Below are 16,728 nucleotides of genomic sequence, written 5' to 3'. Positions count from 1 at the left end.
TGAATGGGGGAAAGCCGCGCCGGATCAGTCCAGAAGAGCGGCCAGTTGCTTATCACCCGACAGGCCCGCCATCCAATCATCGCCTTGAGCCAGCACGCAGGCATTGCCATCGGCCAAAGTCTTGACCAAGGTCCATGTCCCCGACTGATCCGATGCCCAAAGCTGGTTGTTGTCCTCACGCTGACCCGGCACCGGCTCTTCGCCGTACCAATCAATCAAGGCAGATTTCATTTCCTTGGCGGGCATGCAGACTTCTTCTGCCTGTGCAGCACCGGCGAGGGTGGCCAAGGTAACTGCAACTATCGTACCGGAAAAAACGGGTTTCATGATCATCTCCTTCGTGGGATGAACAGGTTTGACAGGGATTTGTTCCCAAGGCTCACGAGGTAAGGACCCCCGCGAATGGCGCAGAAACCACGCGCATGGCAAAGGATGCTGTCAGGTCGGCGGCTCGACCTGCTCGACCCCACGCCGGTCGATGTCGAGATCGAAGACATCGCCCATGGTCTGGCCTTTGTCGCACGCTGGAACGGGCAGACACGGGGCGACTATGCCTATTCGGTGGCCGAACATTCGCTGCTGGTGGAAACGATTTTCGCCCGCATCGCCCCGCGTGCGCCTGCGAAATGGCGCCTCGCCGCGTTGCTGCATGATGCGCCGGAATATGTGATCGGCGACATGATCTCACCCGTAAAGGCCGCCGTCGGGCCGGATTATCGCGCTTTGGATGAACGGTTGACCACTGCCGTGCATGTCCGCTTCGGCCTCCCCGCCAGCTTGCCCGTGCGGGTCAAGCAGCAGATCAAGAAGGCCGACCGCGTCAGCGCTTGGATGGAGGCTAGCCAGATCGCAGGCTTTTCCGAGGCCGAGGCGACCCGTTTCTTTGGCCGCCCCGATGCGGCGCTGATGGAGGGGCTAAGCATCCTGCTGCGCCCGCCGGTCGAGGTACGGGCCGAGTTCACCGAACGGCACGCGGCGCTGCTGCGCGAAATGGCGTGATCCACATCCGCCGCGCCGGGGCGCTCGATACCCGCGCCTTGGCCGAATTGCTGAACGCGATCATCGCCAAGGGCGGCACCACCGCCATGGTCAGCCCCGTCACCCCGCGCGAGTTGCAAGGTTGGATGGCCGCGCCCGACAGCGCGTGGCATCTGGCGGAAGATGGGCGCGGTGAGATCAAAGGCTTTCAGTACATCGAACCCCACCCTGACCTGCCCGAAGGCGGTGTGGATCTCGCAACTTTCGTACGGTTGGGAGAGACGGGGTTCGGCATCGGCTCGGCCCTGTTCGAACAGACCAAACAGGCCGCGCGTGACTTGGGCTATGCCCATATCCATGCCATCATCCGCGCCGACAATCAGGGCGGGCTGGCCTATTACCAAAGCCGCGGCTTCGAGGATTTCAAACGGCTGCCAAACTGCACATTGGCGGATGGCACCCGCGTTGATAAAATCTGGAAACGGTTCGAGCTTTAGCGCGGCGAGCGTTTTGCCAAGATGCGCTGCAAGGTCCGCCGGTGCATGTTCAGCCGCCGCGCGGTTTCCGAGACGTTGCGATCACAGAGTTCATAGACCCGCTGGATATGCTCCCACCGCACGCGATCCGCGCTCATCGGGTTTTCCGGCGGTTCGGGCAGATCCCCTCCGGTGGCCAAAAGCGCATTCACAATGTCATTGGCGTCAGCGGGTTTAGACAGGTAATCCGTCGCCCCGGATTTCACCGCCGCCACTGCCGTGGCAATCGCACCATAGCCCGTCAGCACGACGACCCGCGCATCGGCGCGTTTGTCGCGCAGCACTTCGACCACGTCGAGCCCATTGCCGTCCTGAAGCCGCAGATCCACCACGGCAAAGGCCGGGGGGCGCGCTGTGGCGATGGCTTTGCCCGCCGCGACAGAACCTGCGGTTTCCACCTCAAAGCCGCGTTTCTCCATCGCCTTGGCCAAGCGGCGCAGAAACGGCTCATCGTCATCGACCAAAAGCAAGCTGCGGTCCGCGCCTAAGTCAGAAATATCCTGCATCAACATCCCCTCTCAAAGGCTAATATGGGGCGGCCAAGGCGGCGGGTCAATTTCAGCGTTGATCCAGAAAACAACCGATGCTGTCGGCCATCTCTTCGGGGCGTACTTCGCGGCGGAAAAAGTCGACAACGCCTTCTTCGGGCATGACCAGATAGCTGAAGGTCGAGTGATCGACGAGGTATTCGCCATTCTCATCTTCGGGGTGCACCTTGTAATAGGTGCGATACGCTTGGCTGGCGGCTTTGACCTGCTCGGGCGAGCCGGTCAGCCCGACCATGCGCGGGTGCATCACCTCGGCAAAATCACCGACCACTTCGGGCGTGTCGCGCGCAGGGTCAACGGTGATGAAGACCGGCGTGATGCTCTGGCCGCGCTCATCCAGAATTTCGGTCGCTGCCGCGTTGCGGTCCACGTCCAGCGGGCAGACATCGGGGCAGGAAGTATAGCCGAAATAAAGCAAGGCTGGCTCTTTGATGACATCGGCATCGGTCACGGTTTCGCCCGCGCTGTTGACCAGCTCGAACGGCCCGCCGATGTCACCGCCCGCCACTTGGCTTGACCGGCAGGTGGCATAGGGATCGTCCTCGCCCCGCAGCACCATGAAAGCCGTCCCGGCCAGAAATACCGCCGCGACCCCTGCCGCGCCAAATGCAATCATTCGTTTCATGTCAGTCCTCCGCCATGCTGGCCGGTCTTGATCGTGTTTCGCCGCAGACCTACGCTAGATGGCAGGTGATGCAATACGAAATAAAGTGATGGGGCTAAGATGACGCAGGCAAATATCCGGCCCCTCGATGGGCGCACCCGTGCCAGTTGGATCCGCCTGCGCACGATGATCCTGCTACGCTGGTTCGCCATCGCCGGACAGTTGACCGCCGTCACCGTGGCGCAATGGGCGCTTGGGCTGCAACTGGCCTTTGGCCTATGTTACCTGACGATCGGGGCCTCGGTGGTGGGCAACCTTGTCGCGGCCTTCGTCTTTCCGCAGAACAAACGCCTGTCGGAGCGCGAGAACCTCGCCATGGTGCTCTTCGATCTGCTGCAACTGACCGCGCTTCTGGCGCTGACCGGCGGGCTGCACAATCCCTTTGCACTTCTGCTGCTGGCCCCGGTGACGATCTCGGCCACCGCGCTCAGCTTGCGCTCGACACTGGTTCTGGGCGGCACCGCGATTATCGCGGCCTCGGTACTGGCGCTGTGGCATCTGCCGTTGGTGACGCAATCGGGCGATGTGCTGCGACAGCCCGGCATCTTCGTCTTTGGCCATTGGGCGGCGCTGCTGATCGCCATCGTCTTTACCAGTGCCTATTCCCGGCGCGTCACGACCGAAGTCCACTCCATGGCCGACGCGCTCTCGGCCACGCAGATGGTGCTGGCCCGGGAGCAGAAACTGTCGGATCTCAGCGGCGTCGTTGCCGCCGCCGCCCATGAATTGGGAACGCCGCTTGCCACGATCAAACTGGCCAGCACCGAACTGCTGGGCGATCTGGAAGACCGCCCTGATCTGGCTGAAGACGCCGCGCTGATCCGCGATCAGGCCGACCGCTGCCGGGATATCCTGCGCGACATGGGCCGCATCGGGAAAGACGATCTGCACATGCAGCGCGCGCAGCTGACCGCCGTGGTGAAAGAGGCCGCCGAGCCGCATCTGGAGCGCGGCAAGACGGTGATGTTTTCCGACAATCCGATGGCCCGGGACCCGGCCCGCGCCCCGACGATTCCGCGCAAGCCCGAGATCATCCACGGGCTGCGCAATCTGGTGCAGAACGCCGTGGATTTTGCCGAAACCACGGTTTGGATCGAAACCGAATGGTCCGCCGAGGATATCTCGGTGCGGATCATCGACAACGGGCCGGGCTTCCCGCCGCAGCATCTGGGCCGGATCGGCGACCCGTTTCTGCGCCGCCGAGGAGGTGCGTCGAACGAGGCGGCGCGGCCTGAATATGAGGGCATGGGGCTGGGGCTGTTCATCGCCAAAACCTTCCTCGAACGCTCGGGCGCGCGGCTGCGCTTTGCCAATGGATCGGACAGCGGTTGGCTGCGCGGGCTGCCCCCCGCTGGCAGCGGTGCTGTGGTCGAAGTCGTCTGGCCACGCCGCCTGCTGGACCTTGGCCCCGATGACAGCGTGATGGGCGAGAACCAGCGTCTGACGGCTTGAGGGCGGGATTGGCGCGTTTGTTAACCCACCGTTAACCATTGGGGCTCAAAATAGGGCGTCGCATTTGCCGAAAGGGGTCTCCGTCATGGCATTGCCGGATGTCATCATCGTGCTTGCCGCCGCCTCCGTCACCGCGCTGGCCGCTCTTTGGTGGCTCGGCGCGGCTGCGGGGCGACCGGCGGCGGCACCCCCCGGCATCGACGACATGAGCCTGCTGTTCGAAGAGGGCCAGTTGGTCCATGGCTCCGACAATGCGCTGACCCGCTTTGCCCTCGCCCCCGGCTACCACCAGTGGGAAGATATTCGCGATGCGCTGCTGTCACGGTTTCCCGAATTCCCCCGCACGCCCCGGCATGGGGCCACCGGCAAGTTGACCCTCAGGGCAGAGGATGGCGACAGCCCGTCGGAGCTGCGCATCACATGGCGCGACGCGCTCTGTTGGTTGCACCTGCCCCAGACCCGCGCGACCGAAGAGATCACGGAAGAGACGTTTCAGAAACTCGCCGCCCTGCGCCGGGCCAGCGAAACCAGCCCGAACCCCGCGTGGCAGACCGACGCGGCCGGGCGTATCATCTGGCACAACCGGGCCTATGGGGCCCTGAAGCGCAAGGCCCAACCTGACCCGGACTGTGGCGGCGCCGCCCTGTTCAGCACCCCCTCGCCCGACCACCCCAACCGCGTCTGCTTGCGGCGCGGTGATGGGGAAAAGCCCGATTGGTACGCGCTGACCACCACGACCGAGGATAATGTGCAGGTCTACCACGCCACATGCATCAATGCCGTGGTCGCCGCCGAAGAGGCCCAGCGCAACTTTGTCCAAACCCTTGCCAAAACCTTTGCGCATCTGTCCATCGGGCTCGCGATTTTTGACCGCAACGGGCAATTGGCCCTGTTCAACCCCGCGCTGGTGGACCTGACCGATCTGCCTGCCCCATTTCTCAGCGCCCGGCCTACGATTGTCTCTTTCTTCGACCAATTGCGCGAAAGCCGCCGCATGCCGGAGCCGAAGAATTACAAGAATTGGCGTCACGAAATCGCCGAAGTTATCGCCGCCGCAACCGATGGCCGCTATCAAGAGACTTGGTCGCTGGAGAACGGCCAGACCTACAGCATCCGGGGCCGGCCCCACCCCGATGGCGCCACCGCTTTCCTGATCGAAGACATCACCGCCGAGGTGACCCTAACCCGCAATTTCCGGGCCGAGCTTGAACAAAGCCAAAGCCTGCTCGATACGCTCGAAGATGGTTTCGCCGTTTTCTCTGCCTCCGGCGTGCTGACCTTCTGCAATGCCGCCTATCGCGCCCGGTGGAAACAAGACCCGGACAAAAGCTTTGCCGAGATCACCATCGACGATGCGATCCGGGTCTGGCAGGAAATGTCGGCGGCCAATCCGCTCTGGCCCGATGTTGTGGATTTCGTCATGGGCAGGGGCGACCGCGCGGGCTGGAACATGCCCATCTACCCGCATCAGGGCGCGCCGCTTTCTTGCGAGGTCTCGGCCATCGCATCGGGTGCCACGCTCATACGCTTTCGTCCGATCCCCGTCGGCGCGGGCCGGTCGGAGCCTTCCAACGCTCCTTCGGCGGGCGACCGGCGGCAACCCTCCAACTAGGTCGCTCCCAGCCGCTTTAATCTTGCGGCTGCGCGTCCGGACGCTAAGCATGGGGCATGTCCGACGATACCCTTTCCCTCCTGCTCAGCGGCCCCGATGACACCGCTGAGCGCGCCCGGCAACTGGCCCGCCGCCTGTCTCCCGGCGATATCATCCTGCTCAGCGGCGATGTCGGCGCGGGCAAGACCCATTTCGCCCGCGCGCTGATCACCGAATTGCTCGACCACCCCGAGGATATCCCCTCGCCCACCTTCACCTTGGTGCAGACCTATGACACGGCAAGCAGCGCGATCTGGCACGCCGATCTCTACCGGCTGACCTCCACTCATGAGATTGAGGAGCTCGGGCTGATCGGCGCCTTTCACGATGCGATCTGTCTGGTGGAATGGCCGGATCGGCTGGGCCCGCTCGCCCCAGCCGATGCCCTAGAGATCAGCCTTAGCCCCGGCACCGAAGAAGACAGCCGCAGGCTGACCGCAGAATGGTCCGGCGGCGATTGGGCCGAGAAGCTAGCCGCGTGGCGCAAATGACCGAACGCGCCGCATTGATCGAAGGTTTTTTGCAAACCGCGGGCTGGGCCGAAGCCTCCCGCAAGCTGCTGGCGGGCGATGCCTCCAACCGGCGCTATGACCGGTTGCGCAAAGCGAATGGAGCGCGCGCCATCTTGATGGACGCCCCACCGGAACGCGGTGAAGACGTGCGACCCTTTCGTCATGTCGCGGCGCATCTGGCAGGCTGTGGCCTCAGCGCGCCCGAGATTTACCATGCGGACAATGACAACGGTCTGCTGCTGATCGAAGACCTTGGCGATGACCTCTTTGCGCGGCTCATGGCGGCGGATCCGGCTCGGGAACTCCCCCTCTACCGCGCGGCTGCTGACGTTTTGGTCAAACTGCACGCGGCCCCCCTGCCGGAACTGCCGATTTGCGATGCCGATTGGCTGACCGATATGGCCTCCCCCGCCTTCGACTTTTACGCCCCCACAGGCGGGCAGAGCGCAAACGCCGCTTTCGCGCAGGCTTTCCGCCCCCTCGCCGCAGCGTTGGATGACAGCCCGAAGGTCGTGATCCTGCGCGATTATCACGCCGAGAACCTGCTTTGGCTGCCAGAGCGCGAAGGGGCGGCGCGGGTCGGTTTGCTGGATTTTCAGGACGCGCTGCTCGGCCACCCGGCCTATGATCTCGTCTCGATCCTGCAAGACGCCCGCCGCGATGTGCCCCGGGCGGTGGAGGCGCAGATCATCGACGATTACCTTGCCCAAACCGGACAGGCGGAAACCCCCTTCCGCCGCGCCTATGCGCTACTCGGCGCCCAGCGCTATCTGCGCATCTTGGGGATCTTTGCGCGCCTCTCTCTGCGCGATGGCAAACCGCATTACGTCGATCTGATCCCCCGCGTCTGGCAGCATCTGCAACATAACCTGCGCCATCCCGCGCTTGCCGATGTGGCGGAGGCAATCGCAGGCGTGCTGCCCCCGCCGACCCCCGAATTTCTGGAGCAACTGAAAAGCCAATGCGCGACAATCCCGACGCCATCATGATGTTCGCGGCCGGGTTCGGCACACGTATGAAACATCTCACCCAGAACCAACCCAAGCCCATGGTGCCAGTCGCGGGCCGCCCCTTGATTGACCATGCGCTCGACCTTGCCCGCGGGATATCCCCTGCGCGGATCGTGGCGAACCTGCACTACCTCCCCGACCAGCTAAAGGCACATCTGAAAGCGCAGGATGTGCAAACGGTGATCGAAGCGCCCCAGATCCTCGACACCGGCGGCGGGCTGCGCAACGCGTTGCCGCTGCTGGGGTCGGGACCGGTTTTCACCATGAACAGTGACGCAATTTGGGCTGGGGCGAACCCGCTCGAAATGCTCCGCAACGCATGGGATCCGGCACGGATGGACGCGCTTTTGATGACCGTGCCGTTGGAGAACACCCTTGGCCATGGCGGCACGGGCGACTTTACCCGCGCCGCGGATGGCCGCCTGCAACGGGGGCCGGGCGAGGTCTATGGCGGGGTGCAGATCATCAAGACCGATCTGCTGGCCGATATCGAAGCCGAGGCATTCTCGCTCAACCTGTTGTGGGACATGATGCTGGCACGCGGGACGCTGTTTGGCCTGCCCTATAGCGGGCGCTGGTGCGATGTGGGGCACCCCGGCGGCATTCCCCTTGCCGAAAGCCTTTTGGCAGGTGCCGATGTTTGAGCCGCAGGACAGCCCCCGCGTCTTTGGCCTTGCCCCCGGTGTCGATTTCCCGCGCGGATTGGTGCGCGGGCTGTGCGACCGGTTGGAGAATGGCCCGCCCGAGGCGATGGCCCGTGTCGAGTTGCTGGTCAACACCAACCGCATGGCGCGTCGGCTACGCCATGATTTCGACGCGGGTCCGGCAGGATTTCTGCCGCGCATCCGGCTGATCACCGACCTTGATGCATTGGCCCCCGGCATTGCGCTGCCCGCCCCGACACCGCCGCTGCAACGGCGGCTGGAACTCATTCAACTCGTGTCGCGCCTGCTGGATGCCGCACCCGATCTCGCGCCGCGCGCCTCGCTCTATGCGCTGTCGGACAGTCTGGCGGGGCTGATCGACGAAATGCAGGGCGAAGGCGTCTCGCCCGAGACCGTGGCCGGGCTAGACGTCGGCAACCTCTCTGCCCATTGGGAGCGGGCGCAGCGGTTCCTCGCCATCGCGCATGACTATCTGGGCCAAACCACCACCCGCCCGGATGCCGAGGCACGGCGACGGCAGCTGGTCGCCCGGATCATCGCCCGCTGGCAAGACGCGCCACCGCAGCACCCGGTGATCCTTGCCGGGTCCACCGGCTCGCGCGGGACCACCGCGTTGTTGATGGAGGCCGTGGCCCGCCTGCCGCAGGGCGCGATCATCCTGCCGGGGTTCGATTTCGAGATGCCAACCGCCGTTTGGAACGAGTTGGATCAGGCGCTTCTGGCCGAGGATCACCCGCAATACCGCTTCCGCAAGCTGATGAATATGCTCGACGTGGCGCGTGGCGCGGTCGCGCCGTGGTGCGAGATGCCTCCGGTATCCGCCGCCCGTAACAAGCTGGTGTCGCTCTCGCTTCGGCCTGCGCCCGTCACCCATGCTTGGCTGAACGAAGGGCCCAAGCTGGAAAACCTGCAAGGTGCCACCGCCGACATTACCCTAATCGAAGCGCCCACCCCCCGGGTCGAGGCTTTGGCCATCGCGCTGCGCCTGCGCCAAGCTGCCGAGGATGGTGTGAAGGCCGCCTTGATCACCCCCGACCGGATGCTCACCCGGCAGGTCACCGCAGCGCTCGACCGGTGGAACATTCTGCCCGACGACAGCGCCGGGATGCCGCTGCAACTCTCCCCGCCGGGGCGGTTCTTGCGCCATGTGGCGGCGCTGTTCGTCCGAAAATTGGATGCCGAAGCGCTGCTGACCCTGCTGAAACACCCGCTGACCCACAGCGGCGCGGGGCGGAATTTCCACCAGCTTTATACCCAGCGCTTGGAGGCTGAGATCCGCCGCCATGGGCTGCCCTACCCCGACGCCGAAGGCTTGGCCGAGATTGCAGAGCGCGCCGCGAAACGGATGGAAGACCCCAGCGGGTTCCGCGATTGGGTCGCTTGGCTGGGTGAGGTTTTTCCCGGCCATGCCACCCCCGGAGAGCGGCCCCTGCCCGAATGCGTCGCCGCACATCTGGCGCTGGCCGAAAGGATCGCCGCCGGGCAACCCGCCGATCCCGACCACCTGCTTTGGCAGCAGGGCGCAGGCATCGCGGCCGAGGCGGTGATGGCGAACCTCACGGAACATGCAGCCCACGGCGGGGCGATGAACGCCGCCGATTATGCCGATCTCTTGGGCGCGCTCTTGGCGCAAGAAGAGGTGCGCGAGGCCGATACCCCGCATCCCGATATCATGATCTGGGGCACGATGGAGGCGCGGGTGCAGGGGGCCGAGCTGGTCATCCTTGGCGGCTTGAACGAAGGCACATGGCCCGAAGCGCCGCCGCCCGATCCATGGCTCAACCGTCAGATGCGCGAGAAAGCCGGGCTGCTGCTCCCCGAACGGCGCATCGGCCTGTCGGCGCATGACTATCAACAGGCCTTCGCCAGCCCCGAGGTTTGGATCACCCGCGCGATCCGCTCGGACGAGGCCGAGATGGTGCCGTCACGCTGGCTGAACCGCTTGGGCAATCTGCTGGGCGGCTTGGGCGACACCGGCGGGCCGGAGGCGTGGAAGGCCATGCAGCAGCGTGGCAACCGCTGGCTGGATCAGGTGCGTGCTTTGGAAGCGGTAGAGCGGACCGCCCCGGCCACGCGCCCCTCGCCCCGCCCGCCGCGCGCGGCGCGCCCCCGCAAGCTGTCAGTGACCGAGATCAAGACGCTGATCCGCGATTCTTACGCGATCTATGCCAAACACAGCCTGAAACTGCGCCCGATCAACCCGCTGGTGCAATCGCCCGACGCGCCGGTGCGCGGCATCGTCCTGCACCGCATCATGGAGGATTTCGTCAAACTGGTGGCCCGCGATCCTGCGCGGTTGACCCGCGACACGCTGATGCAAGTGGCCGCCGAGGTGCTGGAGGAAGAAGCCCCCTGGCCCGCCGCCCGCGCCATGTGGCTGGCCCGCATCGACCGGATCGCCGATTGGTTCATCGCCCGCGAAAGCCAACGCGCCGAGTTCTCCAGCCCCGTCGCTTTTGAACAGGGCGCGCGGGGCAGCTACACCTTTGCCGACCTCGGCTTTACCCTCAGCGGCTTTGCCGACCGGATCGACCAGACCGATGACGGCGATGTGCTGATTTACGACTACAAAACCGGCACGCCGCCCGGCAAAAAAGAGCAGCGGCTGTTTGACAAACAACTCTTGATCGAAGCGGCGATGGTCGAACGGGGCGGTTTTCCCGAGGTGGGCGTGGCCCATGTGGCCCATGCCGCCTTTATCGGTCTAGGGTCGAAACCGGTCGAAGTCCCCGCCCCGCTGGAGGAGGAAAACCCGCAAGAGGTGCTGGCCGGTCTGCACGCGCTGCTCTCGCGCTACCTCGATGAGGGGCAGGGCTTTACCGCGCGGCGGATGGTACAAAGCGATGCCTTTGCCGGAAACTTTGACCAACTGGCGCGGTTCGGGGAATGGGATGGCACCAGCCCCGCCCGACCGGAGGATCTGGAATGATGCGTGATTTCAACGATGCCACCCGCGCCCAGATCGAAGCGGCCCGGCCCGATGCCTCCACTTGGCTGACCGCGAATGCGGGCTCAGGCAAGACCCGCGTGCTGACCGACCGCGTGGCGCGGCTGCTGCTCGACGACGTGGAGCCGCAACACATCCTTTGCCTGACCTATACCAAGGCGGCGGCCTCGGAGATGCAGAACCGCCTCTTCAAACGCTTGGGCGAATGGGCCATGCTGAAAGACGCGGCACTGCGCAGCGCCTTGGCCGATCTTGGCGTGCAGGGCGAATTGGCGCCCGAGCAACTGCGCGATGCCCGCACCCTTTTTGCCCGCGCGATTGAAACGCCCGGCGGGCTGAAAATTCAGACCATCCACTCTTTCTGCGCGGCCCTTCTGCGCCGCTTCCCGCTGGAGGCGCAGGTCAGCCCGCAATTCACCGAGATCGAAGACCGCGCCGCCGATCTGCTGCGGGCCGAGATCGTCGATGAGATGGCCGAAGGCGAAGACGCCCCGCTGGTCGCCGAGATCGCGCGGCACTACACGGGCGAAGATTTCGCCAGCCTTACCCGCAGCATCGTGGGCCAACGCGATGCCTTCACCACGCCCCGCTCTTGGGCCGAGATCCTAGCGCTTTTCGCCCAGCCCGAAGACCTGACCGAAGACAAAATCGCGGCTTCAGTCTTCCTTGGCAGCGAAGCGGCGATGATGGCCGAGATCATCCCCCATCTGCTGGCCAAAGGCGGCAATGACGGCAAGGCGGGCGCGGCGCTGCAAGAGATCGACCGCTATGATCTGTCCGCCCTGCCCCAGCTTGAAAACATCCTTCTGACCGGCAGCGGCGCCAAGGCGCCCTTCACCGCCAAAATCGGCAGTTTCCCGACCAAGCCGACGCAAAAGGTCATTGCCGAACAGATGCCGCAGCTTGAGCAATTGATGCAGCGCGTCGAAGACGCCCGCGAAGCGCGGCTGGCGCTGAAGGCGGCGCGCAAATCCTATGTGCTCCACCGTTTCGCGGCCCGCTTTCTTGAACGCTACGCGGATGAGAAACAAAAACGCGGCTGGCTCGACTTTGACGATCTGATCCTCAAAGCCCGCGCCTTGCTGACCGACAAGGCCGTGGCCGCTTGGGTGTTGTTCCGCATCGACGGCGGCATCGACCATATCCTTGTCGACGAGGCGCAGGACACCTCGCCCCGGCAATGGGACGTGATCGAACGGCTGACAGATGAATTTTACTCCGGCGCCGGGGCGCGTAACGAGGTCGATCGCACGCTCTTCGTCGTGGGCGATAAGAAGCAGTCGATCTACTCTTTCCAAGGCGCGGACCCCGAAGAGCTGGACCGCAAAGGCACGACATTCGAACAGAAGATCGGTGAGGCGGGCCAGTTTTTCCAGCGCCGCAGTCTTGCCTATTCCTTCCGCTCCTCTTCGGCGATTTTGCAAGCGGTCGATGGGGTTTTCGACCCCGCGATCCAGACCGGCTTTACCAATGACGGCCATATGGCCTTCAAAGATCGCCTGCCCGGCCGCGTCGATCTTTGGCCTTTCATCGAAAAGGCTGGCCCTGACGAGGAGGGCGATTGGACCGATCCCGTCGACCGCCGCAGCGCGCGGCATCACACGGTGCAACTGGCCGAACGCATCGCACGGCGCATCAAGGAGTTGACGACCGAGGAACATTACCTCCCCGATGACAGCAAGGGCGGCTTGGCCCGGCGGCGCATCCAACCGGGGGATTTTCTGATCCTCGTGCAGCGCCGCTCGGCCCTGTTTTCCGAGATCATCCGCGCCTGCAAGGCGGCGGAACTGCCCATCGCCGGGGCCGACAGGCTCAAGGTTGGGGCCGAACTGGCGGTGCGCGATCTGGCGGCGATCCTGTCGTTCCTCGCCACGCCGGACGACGATCTATCGCTTGCCACCGCGCTGAAATCGCCACTTTTCGGCTGGTCGGAACAAGAGCTTTTCACCCTCGCCCATTACCGTAAGGAGGATCACCTCTGGCAAGCGCTGCGCAACCAGACCGAGGCCCACGCCGCCACCCTCGCCGTGCTGCGCGACCTGCGCGGGCAGGTCGATTACCTGCGCCCCTACGATCTGATCGAACGCATTCTCACCCGCCACGATGGGCGCCGCAAACTGCTCGCGCGGCTGGGGCCAGAGGCCGAGGATGGGATCAACGCGATGTTGAGCCAAGCGCTGTCTTACGAGCGCGGCACGGTGCCCAGCCTGACCGGGTTCCTGCAATGGATGCAGACCGATGATCTGGAAATCAAACGTCAGATCGACAGCGCGTCGAACCAGATCCGGGTGATGACGGTGCATGGTGCCAAGGGTCTGGAAGCGCCAATCGTGATCCTGCCCGACACCGGGCGGCGCGATGTGACGATCAAGGATGAGATCATCACCGTTGACGGCACCCCCGTCTGGAAAGCCCCGGCAGATGATATGCCCCAGCCCATGCGCGCGCGGCTAGACGAGATGAAAGAGGCCGCGCTGCAAGAGCGGCTTCGCCTGTTCTATGTCGCCATGACGCGGGCCGAGAAATGGCTGATCGTGGCCGCGGCAGGGGAATTGTCGAAAGATGAATCCTCTTGGTATCAGATCACCGCAGCCGCTCTGGCCAGGCTCCGGGCCGAGCCTTTGGGCGACGATGGCACGCTGCGCTATCAACAGGGCGATTGGGATGCGCTCGACATCATAGAGACGCCTGAGAAAACCGTAACAACGCCCACGTTAGACCCTGTTTTCACCCGCTCCGCCCCCTCCCCCAAGGGGGAGGACAAGACCCTGTCGCCCTCGGATCTCGGCGGAGCCAAGGCGCTCGCGGGTGAGGCCGGGCTCGATATGGACACCGCGTTGAGCTATGGCACGCTGGTCCATGAACTGCTGGAACATCTGCCACTGATGGGGCCGGATGCACGGGAGATCTTTCTGGAGCGGTTGGCCCGCACACACCCCGCCGAGATGATCGCCCGCGCGGAAGATGAGGCGGAAGCGGTGCTGAACACCCCTGCCCTCGCCCCGCTGTTCGCTGAGACAACCCTCGCCGAAGTGCCCGTGACCGGCAGCCTCGGAGACCAGCGCCTGCATGGCACGATCGACCGTTTGGTGATCGCCGAGGATCGCATCCTTGCTGTCGATTTCAAGACCAACCGCGTGGTCCCCGGCACGGCTGAGGCCTGCCCCGACGGGCTGCTGCGCCAGATGGGGGCCTATGCCCATATGCTGCGCCAGATCTACCCGGATCGGCGGATCGAGACGGCCATTCTATGGACTGCCACCCCCGCGCTTATGGTGTTACCCAACGATATCGTGACAAATGCCCTGCGTGCCCTGCCATATCTTGACGCCACTGCCGCGCATTCATAGGTTCAGGCCTCAACCCATTCCTGTCAGGAGAGCATCATGGCAACCGTCGCAGTCACCGACGACACTTTCGACGCCGAAGTCAAAAATTCGGACATTCCGGTTCTGGTCGATTTCTGGGCCGAATGGTGCGGCCCGTGCAAACAGATCGGCCCTTCGCTGGAAGAGCTGTCGGATGAAATGAACGGTCGCGTGAAGATCGTCAAAGTCAACGTCGACGAGAACCCGAACTCGCCCGCCCAAGTCGGCGTGCGCGGTATCCCGGCGCTGTTCATCTTCAAGGACGGGCAGGTCGTGTCCAACCTCGCCGGTGCGCGCCCAAAAGCGGCCCTGCAAAGCTGGATCGAAGAATCCATCTAAGGCCAACGCCTTAGGCATTGAGTTACGAAAACGGGCGTCCTTCGGGGCGCCCTTTTCATTTGGGCAAAGCCGCTGGCCACTGCACCGCAAGCGTGCCCCTGCCTCATAAGCGTCGCCTCTGCTTCGCGCGCAACCGGCGCTGCCCTTGTCCTGCCCTGCCACGGGGGCCATATAGAGCGCCAAGCGACAGGAGGCCCCATGGCACAGAACGACGATTTCCCCGGTTGGCACGGGACCACGATCATTGGCGTCAAAAAAGGCGGCGAAGTGGTGATTGCCGGTGACGGACAGGTCAGCCTTGGCCAGACCGTGATCAAAGGCACCGCGCGCAAGGTGCGCAAGCTCAGCCCCGGCGGCTATGACGTGGTGGCGGGGTTTGCGGGCTCCACCGCGGATGCCTTTACCCTGCTGGAACGGCTGGAGGCCAAATTGGAAGCGACACCGGGTCAATTGGCCCGTGCCAGTGTCGAATTGGCCAAGGACTGGCGCACCGATAAATACCTGCAAAAGCTCGAAGCGATGCTGATCGTGAGCGACGGCAAAGACCTGTTGGTCATCACCGGCGCGGGCGATGTGCTGGAGCCGGAGCATGAGGTCGCCGCCATCGGATCGGGCGGGAACTATGCCCTCGCCGCCGCGCGCGGCATGATGGACAGCGACCGGGACGCCGAAACCATTGCCCGTGATGCCATGGCGATCGCCGCCGACATCTGCGTCTACACCAACGGCAAACTCACCGTGGAGAAAATCACCGCATGACCGACCTGACCCCCCGCGAGATCGTATCCGAACTGGACCGCTATATCATCGGCCAGAACGACGCCAAACGCGCCGTGGCCGTGGCCCTGCGCAACCGCTGGCGCCGCAAACAGCTGAGCGATGACCTGCGCGATGAAGTCTACCCAAAGAACATCCTGATGATCGGCCCCACCGGCGTCGGCAAGACCGAGATCAGCCGCCGCTTGGCGAAGCTCGCCCGCGCGCCCTTCATTAAAATTGAGGCGACGAAATTCACGGAAGTCGGCTATGTCGGCCGCGACGTGGAACAGATCATCCGCGATCTCGTGGACAGCTCTATCGCCATGACCCGCGAGTTCATGCGCGAAGACGTTAAAGCCAAGGCCGAACAGGCCGCCGAGGACCGTGTCATCGACGCCATCGCCGGCACCGATGCCCGCGACGGCACGCGCGAGATGTTCCGCAAGAAACTACGCGCAGGCGAACTTGATGACACGATGATCGAGCTTGAGGTCGCCGATACCTCCAGCACCTTCCCGATGATGGACATTCCCGGCCAGCAAGGCATGGGGATGATGAACCTCGGCGATATTTTCGGTAAAGCCATGGGCGGGCGCACCACCAAGAAACGCATGGCCGTGGCCGATAGCTATGACGTGCTGGTGGGCGAAGAGGCAGACAAGCTGCTCGACGACGAAGCCGTGAACCGCGCCGCCATTGAAGCGGTCGAGCAGAACGGCATCGTCTTCCTTGATGAGATCGACAAGGTCTGCGCCCGTTCTGACGCGCGCGGTGGCGATGTTTCCCGCGAGGGGGTGCAGCGCGACCTGCTGCCGCTGATCGAAGGCACTGTGGTCTCGACGAAATATGGCCCGGTGAAGACCGACCACATCCTCTTCATCGCCTCAGGCGCGTTCCATATCGCCAAGCCTTCGGACCTTTTGCCCGAATTGCAGGGCCGTCTGCCGATCCGCGTCGAACTGCGGGCGCTGACCGAGGATGATTTCGTCCGCATCCTGACCGAGACCGACAATGCGCTTACCCGGCAGTACACCGCCCTGATGGGGACCGAGGAACTGACCGTGACCTTCACCGAAGAGGGCATCGCGGCGCTGGCCAAGATCGCGGCAGAGGTCAACACCTCGGTTGAGAACATCGGTGCGCGGCGGCTTTATACGGTGATGGAACGGGTCTTCGAAGAAGTCTCCTTCGACGCGCCTGATCGCTCGGGGCAAGAGATCACCGTCGATGCGGATTTCGTTGAAAAGAACCTTGGCGAATTGACCCGCTCCACCGATCTCAGCCGCTACGTTCTTTAGG

General features: G+C 64.0%; 15 protein-coding genes. 12 read left to right on the top strand and 3 right to left on the bottom strand.

Annotated elements, in window-relative coordinates:
- Positions 1-24: 24 nt before the first annotated feature.
- Complete coding sequence (locus HKX24_RS02050) at positions 25-327, bottom strand: S-adenosyl-L-homocysteine hydrolase (protein ID WP_271692692.1); 303 nt, start codon at positions 325-327, stop codon at positions 25-27.
- Positions 328-402: 75 nt separating this feature from the next.
- On the opposite strand from HKX24_RS02050, the gene HKX24_RS02045 reads away from it, so the two are divergent.
- Both HKX24_RS02045 and HKX24_RS02040 read left to right on the top strand, forming a co-directional pair.
- Entirely contained in the window at positions 403-999 is a 597-nt protein-coding gene (locus HKX24_RS02045) for an HD family hydrolase (protein WP_067268313.1), read from the top strand.
- Entirely contained in the window at positions 996-1,475 is a 480-nt protein-coding gene (locus HKX24_RS02040) for a GNAT family N-acetyltransferase (protein WP_271692691.1), read from the top strand. Before HKX24_RS02045 ends, HKX24_RS02040 begins: the two co-directional genes overlap by 4 nt.
- Here HKX24_RS02040 and HKX24_RS02035 read toward each other — a convergent pair.
- Entirely contained in the window at positions 1,472-2,026 is a 555-nt protein-coding gene (locus HKX24_RS02035; RefSeq protein WP_067268317.1) for an ActR/PrrA/RegA family redox response regulator transcription factor, read from the bottom strand. The two genes, HKX24_RS02040 and HKX24_RS02035, sit on opposite strands and share 4 nt — an antisense overlap.
- 46 nt (positions 2,027-2,072) lie before the next feature.
- Positions 2,073-2,687, bottom strand: a complete 615-nt coding sequence (locus HKX24_RS02030) for an SCO family protein (RefSeq protein WP_271692690.1) — start codon at positions 2,685-2,687, stop codon at positions 2,073-2,075.
- A gap of 99 nt (positions 2,688-2,786) precedes the next feature.
- On the opposite strand from HKX24_RS02030, the gene HKX24_RS02025 reads away from it, so the two are divergent.
- The 10 genes from HKX24_RS02025 (at position 2,787) to hslU (ending at position 16,727) form a co-directional block, all read left to right on the top strand.
- A complete protein-coding gene (locus tag HKX24_RS02025) occupies positions 2,787-4,178 on the top strand; it encodes an ActS/PrrB/RegB family redox-sensitive histidine kinase (protein WP_276153768.1) in 1,392 nt (463 codons plus the stop codon).
- Positions 4,179-4,263: 85 nt separating this feature from the next.
- Complete coding sequence (locus HKX24_RS02020) at positions 4,264-5,790, top strand: PAS-domain containing protein (RefSeq protein WP_276153767.1); 1,527 nt, start codon at positions 4,264-4,266, stop codon at positions 5,788-5,790.
- Between the two features lie 56 nt (positions 5,791-5,846).
- The gene (gene tsaE, locus HKX24_RS02015) at positions 5,847-6,320 is read left to right on the top strand and encodes a tRNA (adenosine(37)-N6)-threonylcarbamoyltransferase complex ATPase subunit type 1 TsaE (protein WP_271692687.1); all 474 of its coding nucleotides are present in this window, start codon (positions 5,847-5,849) and stop codon (positions 6,318-6,320) included.
- Positions 6,317-7,330 (top strand): phosphotransferase, encoded by a 1,014-nt coding sequence (locus tag HKX24_RS02010; RefSeq protein ID WP_276153830.1) that lies wholly within the window; start codon positions 6,317-6,319, stop codon positions 7,328-7,330. The genes tsaE and HKX24_RS02010 overlap by 4 nt, the downstream gene beginning before the upstream one ends.
- Positions 7,303-7,995, top strand: coding sequence for a nucleotidyltransferase family protein (locus tag HKX24_RS02005; RefSeq protein ID WP_271692685.1), 693 nt, complete (start codon positions 7,303-7,305; stop codon positions 7,993-7,995). The genes HKX24_RS02010 and HKX24_RS02005 overlap by 28 nt, the downstream gene beginning before the upstream one ends.
- Entirely contained in the window at positions 7,988-10,945 is a 2,958-nt protein-coding gene (addB, locus tag HKX24_RS02000) for a double-strand break repair protein AddB (protein ID WP_271693871.1), read from the top strand. Before HKX24_RS02005 ends, addB begins: the two co-directional genes overlap by 8 nt.
- A complete protein-coding gene (addA, locus tag HKX24_RS01995; RefSeq protein WP_271692684.1) occupies positions 10,942-14,313 on the top strand; it encodes a double-strand break repair helicase AddA in 3,372 nt (1,123 codons plus the stop codon). Before addB ends, addA begins: the two co-directional genes overlap by 4 nt.
- Before the next feature lie 36 nt (positions 14,314-14,349).
- Positions 14,350-14,670, top strand: a complete 321-nt coding sequence (gene trxA / locus HKX24_RS01990) for a thioredoxin (protein ID WP_007118424.1) — start codon at positions 14,350-14,352, stop codon at positions 14,668-14,670.
- Between the two features lie 198 nt (positions 14,671-14,868).
- The gene (gene hslV, locus HKX24_RS01985; protein ID WP_271692683.1) at positions 14,869-15,429 is read left to right on the top strand and encodes an ATP-dependent protease subunit HslV; all 561 of its coding nucleotides are present in this window, start codon (positions 14,869-14,871) and stop codon (positions 15,427-15,429) included.
- Positions 15,426-16,727, top strand: coding sequence for an ATP-dependent protease ATPase subunit HslU (gene hslU / locus HKX24_RS01980; protein WP_271692682.1), 1,302 nt, complete (start codon positions 15,426-15,428; stop codon positions 16,725-16,727). The genes hslV and hslU overlap by 4 nt, the downstream gene beginning before the upstream one ends.
- The last annotated feature ends 1 nt before the right edge of the window (position 16,728 follow it).

Source organism: Sulfitobacter sp. M85 (assembly GCF_029285915.1).
Taxonomy (GTDB): Bacteria; Pseudomonadota; Alphaproteobacteria; order Rhodobacterales; family Rhodobacteraceae; genus Sulfitobacter; species Sulfitobacter faviae.
The sequence above is the reverse complement of the archived record's forward strand: the minus strand, read 5'-3'. Positions and strand labels throughout refer to the sequence as shown.